General features: G+C 73.7%; 12 protein-coding genes. 5 read left to right on the forward strand and 7 right to left on the reverse strand.

The genetic code is table 11. The annotated features are described in order from the left end of the window. Positions 1-11: 11 nt before the first annotated feature. Genes ACIBQX_RS00725 through ACIBQX_RS00750 form a run of 6 tightly spaced genes read right to left on the reverse strand, consistent with a single transcriptional unit; the run spans position 12 to position 5,798 of the window. Positions 12-863: a universal stress protein gene (locus ACIBQX_RS00725; RefSeq protein WP_396999246.1), complete on the reverse strand. Its 852-nt coding sequence runs from the start codon at positions 861-863 to the stop codon at positions 12-14. A gap of 5 nt (positions 864-868) precedes the next feature. Then, positions 869-1,576 carry an ABC transporter ATP-binding protein gene (locus ACIBQX_RS00730; protein ID WP_396999247.1) on the reverse strand — a complete coding sequence of 236 codons (708 nt, stop codon included), beginning with the start codon at positions 1,574-1,576 and terminating at the stop codon, positions 869-871. After that, a complete protein-coding gene (locus ACIBQX_RS00735; RefSeq protein WP_396999248.1) occupies positions 1,569-2,459 on the reverse strand; it encodes an ABC transporter ATP-binding protein in 891 nt (296 codons plus the stop codon). The genes ACIBQX_RS00730 and ACIBQX_RS00735 overlap by 8 nt, the downstream gene beginning before the upstream one ends. Then, positions 2,456-3,277 (reverse strand): ABC transporter permease, encoded by an 822-nt coding sequence (locus ACIBQX_RS00740; protein WP_396999249.1) that lies wholly within the window; start codon positions 3,275-3,277, stop codon positions 2,456-2,458. The genes ACIBQX_RS00735 and ACIBQX_RS00740 overlap by 4 nt, the downstream gene beginning before the upstream one ends. After that, the gene (locus tag ACIBQX_RS00745) at positions 3,277-4,236 is read right to left on the reverse strand and encodes an ABC transporter permease (protein WP_396999250.1); all 960 of its coding nucleotides are present in this window, start codon (positions 4,234-4,236) and stop codon (positions 3,277-3,279) included. Before ACIBQX_RS00745 ends, ACIBQX_RS00740 begins: the two co-directional genes overlap by 1 nt. 14 nt (positions 4,237-4,250) lie before the next feature. Further along, entirely contained in the window at positions 4,251-5,798 is a 1,548-nt protein-coding gene (locus tag ACIBQX_RS00750) for an ABC transporter substrate-binding protein (RefSeq protein ID WP_396999251.1), read from the reverse strand. 104 nt (positions 5,799-5,902) lie between these two features. Between ACIBQX_RS00750 and ACIBQX_RS00755 the strand changes: the two genes are divergently transcribed. The 4 genes from ACIBQX_RS00755 to ACIBQX_RS00770 are packed head-to-tail and all read left to right on the forward strand — an operon-like array spanning position 5,903 to position 9,403. Then, positions 5,903-6,838, forward strand: coding sequence for an AraC family transcriptional regulator (locus ACIBQX_RS00755; RefSeq protein ID WP_396999252.1), 936 nt, complete (start codon positions 5,903-5,905; stop codon positions 6,836-6,838). 41 nt (positions 6,839-6,879) lie between these two features. Next, positions 6,880-8,301, forward strand: coding sequence for a pyridoxal phosphate-dependent decarboxylase family protein (locus ACIBQX_RS00760; protein WP_396999253.1), 1,422 nt, complete (start codon positions 6,880-6,882; stop codon positions 8,299-8,301). Further along, positions 8,298-8,861 carry a helix-turn-helix domain-containing protein gene (locus ACIBQX_RS00765; RefSeq protein ID WP_396999254.1) on the forward strand — a complete coding sequence of 188 codons (564 nt, stop codon included), beginning with the start codon at positions 8,298-8,300 and terminating at the stop codon, positions 8,859-8,861. Before ACIBQX_RS00760 ends, ACIBQX_RS00765 begins: the two co-directional genes overlap by 4 nt. 23 nt (positions 8,862-8,884) lie before the next feature. Further along, a complete protein-coding gene (locus ACIBQX_RS00770) occupies positions 8,885-9,403 on the forward strand; it encodes a GNAT family N-acetyltransferase (protein ID WP_396999255.1) in 519 nt (172 codons plus the stop codon). Here ACIBQX_RS00770 and ACIBQX_RS00775 read toward each other — a convergent pair. Next, a complete protein-coding gene (locus ACIBQX_RS00775; RefSeq protein ID WP_396999256.1) occupies positions 9,396-10,688 on the reverse strand; it encodes an ArsB/NhaD family transporter in 1,293 nt (430 codons plus the stop codon). The two genes, ACIBQX_RS00770 and ACIBQX_RS00775, sit on opposite strands and share 8 nt — an antisense overlap. A 237-nt stretch (positions 10,689-10,925) precedes the next feature. On the opposite strand from ACIBQX_RS00775, the gene ACIBQX_RS00780 reads away from it, so the two are divergent. Then, positions 10,926-13,130 (forward strand): prolyl oligopeptidase family serine peptidase, encoded by a 2,205-nt coding sequence (locus ACIBQX_RS00780; RefSeq protein WP_396999257.1) that lies wholly within the window; start codon positions 10,926-10,928, stop codon positions 13,128-13,130. The last annotated feature ends 8 nt before the right edge of the window (positions 13,131-13,138 follow it).

Raw genomic sequence — 13,138 nt, forward strand, 5'->3', positions numbered from 1 at the left:
CTCTGATCGGCTCACCGATCCGGAGTCGGGAGGGGAGTCGGGATGACGGCGACCGGGCAGTGAGCCCGGTGCAGGACCGCGTGGCTCACCGAGCCGAGCACGGCGGCGGCGAGCCCGCCGAGCCCGCGCGAGCCGAGCACGACCAGGTCGGCGCCGCGCGAGGCGTCCGCCAGCACCGGCGCGGGGTGCCCGGGCACCACGGACCCGACCACCTCGAGCTCCGGGTACCGCTCCCGCCAGGACGAGAGCCGCTCCTCGAGGTCCAGGGCATCGGGCGGCAGCGGCCCGAATCCGGCCGGATGGGGCGCGGTCATCGGGTACGGCCTGCCGTAGACGGCGTGCAGCCGCGCTCTTCGCGCGCGTGCCTGCTCCAGCGCGTACGCGATGGCGGCGTCGGAGCCGCTGGAGCCGTCGAAGCCGACGACGACCTCGCCGTAGCTCGCGTGCGCCGGGCCTCGGACGATGACGAGCGGGCCGTGCGTGTGCCCGGCCAGGCCGAGCCCCGCCGAACCCAGCACCAGCCCGGCGAACCCGCCCAGCCCCCTGCTGCCGATCACCACCGTGTCCGCGGTCTCCGACTCGGTCCGCAGCCGCTCGACCACCGCGCCGGTGACCAGCGCGGTGGTCGTCTCCAGGCCGGGCGAGCGGGCGCGGGCCCGGTCCGCCGCGGCGTCGAGCAGCCGGTGGCACTGCTCGGTGCGGGATTCGTAGTCCGCGCTACGCGGGTGCTCGGCGGCCCACGGCTGGCGGACGAGCACCACACGCAGGACGAGCCCGCGCCGGGCGGCGTCGTCCACGGCCCAGTCGAGCGCCACTGCCGCGGCCTTCGAACCGTCCACTCCCACGACGACGAACCTGCTCATCACCGTCACCCCCCACCAGGACGACGTCCCCCCTCCCCGGCGTTGTATGCCGGAGGCCCGGCCATGCGTCCGGGACCTTCGTCAGCCGTCCAGGCGCGGACGTCCGCGCCCGCCCAGCGGTGCAGAAGCTCGGTGTCGTGGCTGATGGCGAGCACTCCGGCGCCGGTGGCGGTGCGGTACTCCTCGATCACGGCGACGAGGTGGGCCTGGGTGGACGCGTCGAGCATGGTGGTCATCTCATCGCAGATCAGGTAGCGCGGCTCCAGGGCGAGCGCGCGGGCCACGCAGGCGCGCTGGAGCTGGCCGTCGGACACCTCGTGCGGCAGCCGGGTGAACAGCTCGGCGGTGAGCCCGAGCCGTTCGGCCAGCAGGTGGGCCCGCGCCAGGGGGCGTCCGGCGGCGCGCAGCGGCTCGGCCATCACGTCCAGCAGGGTGAAGCGGGGGTCGACGGCAAGCCGGGGCTGCTGGAAGATCAGGCCGATCGAGGTGCGCTGCGGGGCGCGGTGCCGCCACCGGCCGACCCGCCGCCCGTCGACGCTGACGGTGCCGGCGGACGGCGGCAGCAGCAGGGCGAGCACGCGGGCCAGGGTGGACTTGCCGCAGCCGCTGGGCCCGGCCAGGCCGACGACCTCGCCGGGCGGCACGGACAGCGACACCTGGTCGAGCACCCGGTGGCGACCGAAGGCGAGGGTGACACCGGTGGCTTCAAGCATGGTGGCAGGCCACGTCGTTCAGGGGCGGCTGCTCCTGGCACAGGGAGGTGGCCAGGTGGCAGCGCGGCTCGAAGGCGCACCCGCCGGGCAGGCGGGTGAGTTCGGGCGGCTGGCCGGGGATCGGCGCGAAGGCACGCGAGGGCAGCGCGTCCAGAAGTCCTCGGGAGTACGGATGCCGCGGCGCGGCGAAGAAGTTGTCCGCCTGGGCGAGCTCGACGACGCGGCCGGCGTACATGACGGCGAGGTCGTCGGCGACCTGCTCGGCCGCCCGCAGGTCGTGGGTGATGATCAGGACGGCGCGGCCCTCGTCGCACAGCCGGCGCAGCTCGGCCATGGTGGCGTCGACCAGCGGGCGGTCCAGGCCGCTGGTCGGCTCGTCCGCGATGATCAGCGGCGGGTCGCCGGCCAGGGCCAGCGCGTTGGCGACCCGCTGAGCCATGCCGCCGGAGAGCTGGTGCGGGTAGCGGCCGAGGTCGGCCGGGCGCAGGCCGGCGCGGGCGGCCACCGATTCGGGGGTCTCGTCGCGGCCGAGTTCGCGCAGCGTCTCGGCGAGCTGCGCCCGCGCGGTGCGGACCGGGGTGAGGTGCGCGGCGGGGCTCTGCGGGATGAGCCCGATCCTGCGGCCCCTGATCTGCCGGGCCAGCACCTTCTCCGGCGCGTTCACCAGGTCGAGGGAGTCGAGCCAGGCGTGCCCGGTGACGGTCGCGTTGCCGGGGAGCAGGCCGAGCAGCGCGTGCGCCATCACGGACTTGCCGCACCCGGACTCGCCGACCAGCGCGAGGCAGCGGCCCTCGCGCAGCTCGAAGCGGGCGTCGGTGACCGCGTGCACCTCCGCGCCCGGCAGGTGGAAGCGGACGGAGAGCCCGTCGACGCGTAGCTTCACAGGACCAGCTCCGATCTCCAGCGCGGGTTGGCGCGGTCGCGCAGGTGCTGGGCGAGCGCCGAGATCGCCAGCGTGGGCAGCAGCACGAGCAGGCCGGGGAACAGGCTGGTCCACCAGTCGCCGGCCAGCAGGGACCGCTGCCCGTCGTTGATCATGTTGCCGAGTGAGGCCAGGTGGGGTGGCAGGCCCAGGCCGAGGAAGCTGAGCGCGGTCTCGTGCCAGATCGCGTGCGGGATCATCAGCACGGTGCTGAGCAGCAGTTGCGGCGCCAGGTTCGGCAGGAAGTGCCGGCGGATGACGCGGAGCCTGGACGAGCCGCCGGAGATGGCGGCGTCGATGAAGGGGCGCCCGCGCAGGGACAGCACCTCGGACCGGACGATGCGGGCGGTCGTGGTCCAGTGGGTGACCGCCACGGACACGATCACCGCGGTGGAGCTGGGCGCGAACAGGGCCACGATGAAGATGCCGAACAGCAGGTGCGGCAGCGAGTTGAAGCCGTCCACGACCCGCATCAGCAGCCGGTCGGCGAACCCGCCGGCCGCACCGGCGACCAGGCCGACCAGGCCGCCGATGGCCACGCTGACCACCGCCGCCACCAGGCCGACCAGCATCGAGACGCGCAGCCCGTAGATCGAGCGGAGCAGCACGTCCCGGCCGACCTCGTCGGTGCCGAACGGATGGCCGGGCGACGGCGGCAGTGAGGCGGCGCGCAGGTCCACGAGCTGCTGGTCGAGCCGGGCGATCAGCGGCACCAGGAGCACGACCAGGACCAGCAGGGCGAGAGTGGCGGCGGCGAGCCGGTGCCGGGGCGCGCTCATCAGCTCACCCCCAGCACGCGCACGCGCGGATCGGCCACCGTGTAGGCCAGGTCCGCCAGCAGGTTGCCCAGCACGACCGCGACGGTGGCCAGCAGGGTGAGGGCGGCGAGCAGCGGGAAGTCCACCGCGAGCGCCGCCTTGATCGTGGTGCCGGCCACACCCGGCCAGGAGAACACCGCCTCGACCAGGATGGCCCCGGTCACCAGCTCGGGGACCCGTGCCCCCATGATGGTGATGAACGGCAGCAGCGCCGAGCGCAGCGCGTGCCGCAGCAGCACGGTCCGCTCCCGCAGCCCCCGGGCCCGCGCACCGGTCACGTAGTCCTCCTTGAGCACGCCGATGACCGACTCGCGGACGAACAGCAGCAGCCACGACGACTGCGAGAAGGCCAGCACGGTCACCGGCAGCACCATGTGGGCGAGCAGGCCGGTCACCGTCACGCTCGCCGAGGCGGCGTCGGTCAGCCCGCCGGCGGGCAGCCAGCCCAGCGTCACGGCGAACACCCAGATGGCCAGCAGGCCGACCCAGAACACCGGCGCCGCCTCGGTGGCGAACGCGGTGCCGCTGATCAGCCGGTCCAGCCACGAGTCCCGCCGCCAGGCGGCCAGCGTGCCGAGGGCCAGCCCGGCCACCAGCATCAGCGCCAGCGCGCAGCCGACAACCAGCAGGGTCCAGCCCAGCCGCTCCCCGATCACCTGCGCCACCGGCAGGTGCAGTGACCGCGACTCGCCCAGGTCGCCGCGCAGCAGGTTGCCGAGCCAGGTCGTGTACTGCTCCAGCAGCGGCCGGTCGATCCCCCAGTTGGCCCTGATCTCGGCCATGATCTGCGGGCTGGTGATCGCCGCCCGGTCCCCCAGATACTGCCGTACGGGATCGAACGGGGACGCCTTGGCCAGCGCGAACATCCCGAACGTCACGGCGAGCAGCAGGGGGACGGCGAACGCCAGGCGCCAGGCCACGATCCGCAACCACCTCACGAGGCGGGCTTCCAGTTCACGACCGTGCCGAGCAGGCCGCCGGTGGCGTGCTCGTGCGGCTCGACGCCCACGGTGATGCCCTCCCAGTCGCCCCGGACGACGTAGGTGTGCTTCAGGTAGACCAGGTACAGCCAGATCGCGTCCTCGGCGATGCGCCGCTGGAGCTCGTCGTAGGCCTTCTTCCGCTCGGCCTGGCCGGACGTCCGCCGGCCCGTGTCGAGCAGCCGGTCCACCTGGGCGTTCTCGTAGCGGCCCGGGTTGAACAGGCCCTGTCCGGCGTAGGAGGAGTGGAACAGCTCGTAGTTGGTGTAGTCGGGGTCGAACGGGGTGCCATAGCCCATGATCAGGGCGTCCTTGGCCAGGCGCGGCTCGATGGCGGACCAGTCCAGCCCGGCGAGCCGGACGTCCACGCCGATCTGCTTGGCGTCCGAGGCCACGGCCAGCGCGAGCTCCTTGCGCAGCGAGTCGCCCGCCGGATACATGAGGGTGAACCTGGCGGGCGTGCCGTCCTTGGCCCGCACCCCGTCCGCGCCCGGCTTCCAGCCGGCCTCCTCCAGGATCTGTACGGCCTTGCGCCGATCGGGCGCGCCCGATCCGGTGACGGCCGGGTTGTGCCAGTCGGTGCCGGGGGCGATCGGCCCGAACGCGGGGGCGCCCGCGCCGGCGAGGATCACCGACACCATCGCCGAGCGGTCCACGGCCAGGCCGAGCGCCCGGCGGACGGCCAGGTCCCCGGTCACGGGCTGCGCCAGCGGGAACATGACCCCCCGGTAGTCGGCGCTGGGCGCCTCGTGAACGGTGACGCCCGGCTCGTTCCTGAACCGGGCGACCGCCTTGGGCGGCAGCTCGGTCGCGGTGAACTCGCCGGCGGCCATGCGGGTGGCACGCGCGTTGTCGTCGGCCGCGTACGCCAGCACCAGGGTCGGAACGGCCGGCGCCCCGCCCCAGTAGCGGGCGTTGGCCGTCATCGTGATCTTGTCGCCCTTGGTCCAGGACCCGAAGGTGTACGGGCCGGTCCCGACCGGGGTGGCGGTGGCCGCCGGGTCCGAGCCGGAGGGGACGATGCCGAGCGTGGCCCGCTGCAGGATCGGCGCGTACGGATGTTTGAGATGGAAGACGACCGTCCGGGCGTCCGGCGCGTCCACCTTGTCGATGGCGGCGTAGTCGCCCCGGATCGGCGAGTTGTTGGCGGGCTTCAGCACCTGCTCGTAGGTGTAGGCGACATCCGCGCCGGTCAGTGGCCTGCCGTCGTGGAAGGTGACGCCCTGGCGGAGCTTGAAGGTGACCTCGGTGCCTTCGACCTCGGGCAGCGCCTCGGCCAGTGCGGGCTGCAGCCGCAGGTCGGGGGTGCGGCGGACCAGCCCGTCGAACAGCAGTGACCCGCCGTCGGGGGCGTAGCCGAGCATCGGGTTGAGCGTGTCGGGCTCCGACGCCAGTCCCAGCACCACGGTGTCCCGCGCCTGCGCCGCCCCGTCCTGCGAGGGGGCCGAGCAGGCGGCCAGCACAAGGGCCATCGCCCCGATCAATGACAGTCCGCGCCTCATGCGAGCGACCTTAAAGAAGATCCCTCGCTATTGCAATATTGTCGCAACTAGGAAGGACATGCATAACAGATGCCATCCGTCCCCGATCCCCTACGGTGAGGCCTATGAGCTCCGAGGAGTCGGTGCGCTACTGGCGGCACCAGGGGTTGGGCGGCCTGCACCTGATGCGGGCGCGGTTCGTCGGGCACCGCTTCAGCCGGCACAGCCACGAGACGTTCGCGATCGGCGCGGTGGAGTCGGGGGTCGAGGAGATTCGCTTCGCCGACGGCGTCGAGCGCACGGGGGCCGACGAGGTCGTGCTGATCGATCCGGGCGTCGTGCACACCGGCCGGGCGTACTCCCCCGGCGGCTGGACGTACCGGGTCCTCTACCCGAGCACGGAGCAGCTCGCGGCGATCGGCGAGGAGATCGGCGCGCCCGGCCCGCACCCGTCGTTCGCCCGGCGGGTGGTCACCGACCGGCGGATGGCCCGCGCGGTCGTGGCGGCGCACCGGGCCGCCGAGACCGGCGACCCGCTCACCGCCGACTCCCGCCTGCGCCTGCTGCTGGCCCGCCTGCTGGCCGCCTACGGCAGCCAGCGGCCCGGCCGGCCGGCGCACCCGGCCGGCCCGAGCAGCGCGGCGAGGGCCCGCGACTTCCTGCACGCCTCACTCCCCGCCCCACCGCCCCCGCCCGGCCTGGCCACCGCGGCCGGCACGACGCCGGACCCCCGCGACCTCGCCACCGTCACAGGGGCGACGCCGAACCTCCGCGACCTCGCCGCCGTCACGGGGGCGACGCCGAGCTTGAGTGAGCTGGCCGCCGCTGCGGGGGCGACGCCGTTCGCGTTGTTGCGGGCCTTTCAGCGTGCCTACGGGCTGCCGCCGCACGCCTACCTGACCCAGCTGCGGGTGCGGCGCGCTCGTGAGCTGCTGGAACACGGCGTGCCGCCGGCGACGGCCGCCGTGTCCGTCGGGTTCTGCGACCAGTCGCACCTGTCGCGCCACTTCCGGCGGATCGTCGGCGCCACCCCGGGCCTCTACCAGCGCGCGGTGCAATAACGTCCAATCCGCACCGGTACGGCGACTCCTACCGTGTCCGGATGACGAGCCATCAGGAGCGACTCGCTCTCCCCCTTGACCTCGACCAGGACCTGGTCGCCGAGCTGGGCCGGTACGCGGTGGACTTCCTGGCCGAGCGGATCGGCGAGCTGGAGTCGGCCCCGGCCAGCGACTACCGGCAGGCCGGCCACCTGACCGGGCTGCTGCGGCGGCCTCCGGGCGCGGAGCCCGGCGACTTCCGCGAGCTGCTGGAGACCTTCCGCCAGGCCGCCGGCCAGGGCGTGAACACGGCGGGTCCGAACTACCTCGCCTACTTCCCGGCGGGCGGCCTGGTCTCCTCGGTGCTGGCGGAGATGCTGGCCCAGGCGGCCAACCGCTACACCGGGGTGGCGCAGACGGCGCCCGCGCTGGTCGCCATGGAGCAGAGCGTGCTGACCTGGCTGTGCGACCTGTTCGGCCTGCCGGCCGGCGCGGGCGGGGTGGTGACGACGGGCGCGTCGCTGGCGACGCTGTCGGCGGTGGTCGCGGCCCGGCACGACCGGCTGGGCGACGACGCCCGCGACGGCACCCTGTACGTGACCGAGCACACCCATCTCAGTGTCGCCAAGGCCGCCAGGATCGCGGGCCTGCCGGCCGACCGGGTGCGCCTCGTGCCGGCCACCGCCGAGCTGCGGATGGACGTCGGCGCCGCCGCCGAGCTGATCGCGGCCGACCGGGCGGCCGGGCTTCGGCCCTTCCTGCTGGTGGGCACCGCCGGGACCACCAGCACGGGAACCGTCGACCCGCTGCCCGAGCTGGCCGACCTGGCGCGCGCCGAGGGGCTCTGGTTCCACGTCGACGCCGCCTACGGGGGCGGCTTCCGGCTCACCGGGCGCGGCAGGGCCAGGCTCGCCGGGATCGAGCGGGCCGACTCGGTCGCGTTCGACCCGCACAAGAGCCTGTTCATGCCGTACGGGACCGGCGTGCTGCTGGTGCGCGACCCGGCCGTCCTGCACGCGGCGCACGCCGCGGACGGGCAGTATCTGCAGGACCTGGACCGCCTGGGAGACCTGCCGGACTTCGGGAACATGGGCGTGGAGCTGACCAGGGAGTTCCGCGGACTGCGCCTGTGGCTGCCGCTGCACCTGCACGGCGTGCGGGCCTTCGCCGAGGCGCTGGAGGAGAAGCTGGACCTGGCCGCGCTCGTGCACCGGGAGCTGAGCCGCGACCCGCGCGTGGAGCTGCCGTGGGAGCCGGACCTGTCCGTGGTGGCGTTCCGGCTGCGCGGCGCCGACGAGGCCAACCGCGACCTGCTGGCCAGGATCAACGCCACCCAGCGGATCTACCTGTCCAGCACCACGATCGGCGGCCGGTTCTACCTGCGGCTGTGCGTCCTCAGCGTCCGCACCCGCGCCGAGCACGTCCGTCAGGCGCTGAGCACCATTCAGGGTTGTCTCCCTGATGGGATATCGTCTCAGATATGAGACAGGCCGCTCTGGATGAACGACTCGCCCACCGGCTGGCCGAGCTCCGGACAGAGCACGGCTGGTCGCTGGACGAGCTGGCCGCCAGGTCCGGCGTCAGCCGCTCGACGCTGTCGCGGCTGGAGCGGGCGGAGATCAGCCCGACGGCCGCCCTGCTGGGCAGGCTGTGCGCGGTCTACGAGCGGACGATGTCGCGGCTGCTGGCCGAGGTCGAGTCCGAGCCGCCGCGGGTGGTGCGCGCCGCCGAGCAGGCGGTCTGGCACGATCAGGCGTCGGGATTCACCCGCAGGTCCGTCTCCCCGCCCCACCCGGGCCTGCGCGGCGAGGTCGTCGAGGGGATCCTGCGGCCGGGCGCGGACATCTCCTACGACGCGCCGCCGGTGGCCGGGCTGGAGCAGCACCTCTGGGTCCTGGAAGGGGCCGTGGAGATCACCACCGACGGGCGGGCGCATCGGCTGGAGGCCGGCGACTGCCTGCGCTTCCGCCTCTGGGGCGGCTCACGGTTCCGCTGCCTCGGCGCCAGCCCGGCACGTTACGCGCTGCTGGTCGTCCTGCCCTGACCCGAAGATCGGAGACACCCCTCGTGCACACCGTCGAACGCCTGTCCGCCGAGGACTTCCCCGGCAGCGTCAAGGGCCTCGCCGAGGTCCTGGCCGACGCCGTCGACGACGGCGCCTCGGTGGGATTCGTGACGCCGTTCGACCGGGAGGCCGCGGCCGCCTGGTGGCAGGAGCGGGCCCCGGCGGTGGCCGACGGCAGTCTCGTCGTCTGGGTCTGCCGCGACGCCGGCGGGATCGTCGCCACCGTCAGCCTGGCCCTGGCGGGCAAGCCCAACTCCCGGCACCGGGCCGAGGTCTCCAAGCTGCTGGTGCACCGCGACGCCCGCGGCAGGGGGCTGGCCCGCGCCCTGCTGGCCACCGTCGAGGCGGCCGCCGCCGAAGCCGGGGTCACCCTCCTGGTCCTGGACACCCGGACCGGCAGTGCGGCGGAGCGGCTCTACCTCACCGGCGGCTGGACCCGCTTCGGCGTCGTCCCCGGCTACGCCGCCGACCCGGACGGCTCCCTGCGCGACTGCAGCTTCTTCTACAAGCCGCTCACATGAGATAGCGCACCCACAGGTACGGCGCGACCAGGCCGACGGTCACCACCGTGACGATCAGGCCGTACTTGGTGAAGTGCCAGAAGCTGATCGGCACGCCGTTGCGCGCGGCGATGCCGAGCACCACGACGTTGGCCGCCGCGCCGACGGCGGTGGCGTTGCCGCCGAGGTCGGCGCCGAAGGCCAGCGCCCACCAGAGCACCTGGCCCGGCCCGTCGCCGCCGACGGCCCGCACGAGCTCCGCCACGATCGGGCTCATCGTCGCCACGTACGGGATGTTGTCCACGACGGCCGACAGCACGGCCGAGCCGCCCAGCAGCCCCAGCGCCGCCGTCTCCAGCCGCCCGCCGGTGGCCTGCACGGCGGCGGTGGACAGCTGCCCGATCACGCCGGTCTCGACCAGGCCGCCGACCATCACGAACAGCCCGGCGAAGAACACCAGCGTCGGCCACTCCACCTCGGTGATCGCCTGCTCGGTGGTCACCTTGGTCGCGGCGACCAGGATGCCCGCGCCGAGCACCGCCACCACCGACGGCTCGTAGTGCAGCACCGGATGCAGCACGAACGCCGCCATCACCAGCGCCAGCACGGTCAGCGACTGCCACAGCAGCCGCCGGTCGGTGATCGCCTCCCGCTCCCGCAGCGCCATGACCTCGGCCGCCCGCTCCGCGTCGTAGCGGAACCGGCGGCCGAACATCAGCCAGCACAACCCGATGAACACCGCCACCAGCACGATCACCATCGGCGCCATGTGGATGAGGAAGTCGTTGAAGCTCAGCCCGCCCCGGCTGGCGATGATGATGTTCGGCGGGTCGCCGACCAGCGTGGCGGCGCCGCCGATGTTGGACGCCATCACCTCGGCGATCAGGAACGGGACGACCGGGACCGCGAGCCGCTCGCACACCAGGAACGTCACCGGCGCGATCAGCAGCACGGTGGTGACGTTGTCCAGCAGGGCCGAGGCGCACGCGGTGATGATCACCAGCAGGACCATGAGCCGGAACGGCCGCCCGCGGGCCCGTTTCGCCGCCCAGATGGCGAGGTACTCGAAGACGCCGGTCTCCTTGAGCACCCCCACGATGATCATCATGCCGGTCAGCAGGAAGATGACGTTCCAGTCGATGCCCGAATGCTCGGAGAAGAACGCCGACTCGGCTCCGGTGGCGTGGATCAGCAGCATGACCCCCGCCCCGCCCAGCGCGGCCGCCACCCGGTGCACCTTCTCGGTGGCGATCAGCGCGTAGGAGGCCAGGAAGACCGCCACGGCCAGCCAGGACAGCACGGTCATCGGACGATCACCAGCACGTTTCGGGCGCGCACGAACCCATCCTTCGCTGCATCGGGGGCTTACTGGTACGACAACGTACCAATGTCCTATTCGCGCGTTCTTGGCACATCCGGTGGTCACGCCGGTGCTAGGATTCATCCGCTGGTGCCGAGTCGCCCGGCCCGCCTCCGCAGGATTCGCGTCGAGGCCCGAAACTTCCCCCACGAGCTCACCGATAAGACGGGCAAGCTCCCCCTTATGGACACCAACCGACTCCCCCACCAGCTTGCCCGCACCCGGCGCTTCACCCTCGGCGTCCCCCGCGCCTTCACCCTTTCGCCCGACGGGAAGCGGGTCCTGTTCCTGCGCACGCGCGGCGGCGAGGACCGGACGAGCTGCCTGTGGCTGCTCGACGGCGACCGGGAGCGACTGCTCGCCGCCCCGGAGACCCTCGGCGTCGCGGGGCCCGTGCCCGAGGCCGAGCTGGTACGGCGCGAGCGGGCCCGGGAGACCGCGGCCGGCGTGGTCGCCTACTCGGCCGACGCCGCCCTGCGCACCGCCGTCTTCGCCGTCGACGGCGCACTCTGGGCGGTGGACGTCGGCCCGGAGCCCGGCTCGACGGACGACCCGCGCACCCCGCCCGCGGACGGATCAGACCCCGGACCCACCGCCACACCACGTCCCGTGCCCGCAGCCGGACCGCGCCCCGAACCCACCGCCGCACCACGCCTCGTACCCACCGCCGGGCCGGTGACCGATCCCCGGCTGGACCCCACGGGGCGGCGGGTCGCGTACGTCACCGGGGGCGCCCTGCACGTCGCCGACCTGGCCGGCGGCGGAGACCGGCCCCTCGCCGTACCCGAAGGAGAGAACATCACCTGGGGCCTGGCCGAGCACGTCGCGGCGGAGTCCATGCACCGCACGCGCGGCCACTGGTGGTCACCCGACGGAACCCGGCTGCTCGCCGCGCGGGTGGACACCTCGACGGTGCGGCGCTGGTGGGTCGCCGACCCGGCCGACCCGGCCCGGCCACCCCGCGAGATCGCCTACCCCGCCGCCGGGACCGCCAACGCCGAGGTGACCCTGCACCTGCTCGATCTGGAGGGGCGGGCCGTCGAGGTCGACTGGGACAGGACCGCCCACGAGTACGTGACCGCGGCCGGCTGGGACGCGCACGGCCCGCTGATCGGCGTGCAGAGCCGCGACCAGCGCTCGCTCCGGGTCCTGGCCGCCGACCCGGACACCGGCCGCACCACGCTCCTGCACGAACAGCGCGACGCCGCCTGGGTGGAGTTGATCCCCGGCACGCCCGCCCGGACCGCCTCCGGCTCGCTCGTTCACACGGCCGACACCGCCACCACCCGGCGGCTCCTGGTGGACGACCGGCCGGTCACCCCGGAGGGACTGCAGGTCCGCGAGGTGCTGGACGTGAGCGGCGAGAGCGTGCTCTTCACCGCGAGCGACGAGCCCACCGAGACCCACTTGTGGGCATACGAACGGAACCTCGTACGCCTCAGCGACGGGCCGGGCGTCCACACCGGCGCGCGCGCCGGTGACGCGCTGCTCATCTCCGCACACACCGAGCGCGGACGCGCCTTCACGGTGACCCGTCAGGGCCGGGCCGTCGCCCCTCTGACCACGATGGCCACCGTCGCCTCCCTCGACGCCGAGCCGGTCGTCGCCCCGCGCGTCACCTGGCTGCGGTTGGGCGTGCGGGAGATCCGTACGGCGCTGCTGCTGCCCTCCTGGCACGGGCCGGGTGATGATCCGCTCCCGGTGCTCATGGCGCCGTACGGCGGACCTGCGGGGCAGCTGGTGGTCCGGGCCAGGCACTGGTTCCTGTGTGAGGCGCAGTGGTTCGCGGAGGCCGGATTCGCCGTCGTGATCGCTGACGGTCGGGGCACCCCCGGCCGCGGTCCCGCCTGGGAGAAGACCGTGCACCGTGACACCCTGTCGGCGCCGCTGGCGGACCAGGTGGCCGCCCTGCACGCCGCCGCCGAGCACTGTCCCGCCCTGGACCTGGGCAGGGTGGCCATCCGGGGCTGGAGCTACGGCGGCACCCTCGCCGCCGCCGCGGTGCTGCGCAGGCCGGAGGTGTTCCACGCCGCCGTCTCCGGCGCCGCCCCCAGCGATCAGCGCCTCTACGACACGCACTGGCGCGAACGGTTCCTCGGCCACCCCGACGAGCATCCTGACGACTACGACCGCTCCTCGCCGATCGGTGACGCGGCCCGGCTGCGGCGGCCGTTGCTGCTGGTGCACGGGCTGGCCGATGACAACGTGGTGCCCGCGCACACGCTGCGCATGTCGGCGGCGCTGCTCGCGGCGGGCCGCCCGCACCAGGTGCTGCCCCTGTCCGGTGCCACGCACATGCCGACCTCCGAGGCGGCCGTCGAGGGTCTGCTGCGCTTTCAGCTGGACTTCCTCCGGGACGCCCTGAAGTCCGCCGGCCGGCCGGTGTAGGCGGCCTG

Source organism: Nonomuraea sp. NPDC049714, from assembly GCF_044465295.1.
Classification (GTDB): Bacteria; Actinomycetota; Actinomycetes; order Streptosporangiales; family Streptosporangiaceae; genus Nonomuraea.

Excerpts from the sequence above, each read along its gene's own strand:
- ACIBQX_RS00725 (WP_396999246.1), bottom strand. The coding sequence starts at position 863 with ATGAGCAGGTTCGTCGTCGTGGGAGTGGACGGTTCGAAGGCCGCGGCA.
- ACIBQX_RS00730 (WP_396999247.1), bottom strand. The coding sequence starts at position 1,576 with ATGCTTGAAGCCACCGGTGTCACCCTCGCCTTCGGTCGCCACCGGGTG.
- ACIBQX_RS00740 (WP_396999249.1), bottom strand. The coding sequence starts at position 3,277 with ATGAGCGCGCCCCGGCACCGGCTCGCCGCCGCCACTCTCGCCCTGCTG.
- ACIBQX_RS00750 (WP_396999251.1), bottom strand. The coding sequence starts at position 5,798 with ATGAGGCGCGGACTGTCATTGATCGGGGCGATGGCCCTTGTGCTGGCC.
- ACIBQX_RS00755 (WP_396999252.1), top strand. The coding sequence starts at position 5,903 with ATGAGCTCCGAGGAGTCGGTGCGCTACTGGCGGCACCAGGGGTTGGGC.
- ACIBQX_RS00760 (WP_396999253.1), top strand. The coding sequence starts at position 6,880 with ATGACGAGCCATCAGGAGCGACTCGCTCTCCCCCTTGACCTCGACCAG.
- ACIBQX_RS00765 (WP_396999254.1), top strand. The coding sequence starts at position 8,298 with ATGAGACAGGCCGCTCTGGATGAACGACTCGCCCACCGGCTGGCCGAG.
- ACIBQX_RS00775 (WP_396999256.1), bottom strand. The coding sequence starts at position 10,688 with ATGACCGTGCTGTCCTGGCTGGCCGTGGCGGTCTTCCTGGCCTCCTAC.
- ACIBQX_RS00780 (WP_396999257.1), top strand. The coding sequence starts at position 10,926 with ATGGACACCAACCGACTCCCCCACCAGCTTGCCCGCACCCGGCGCTTC.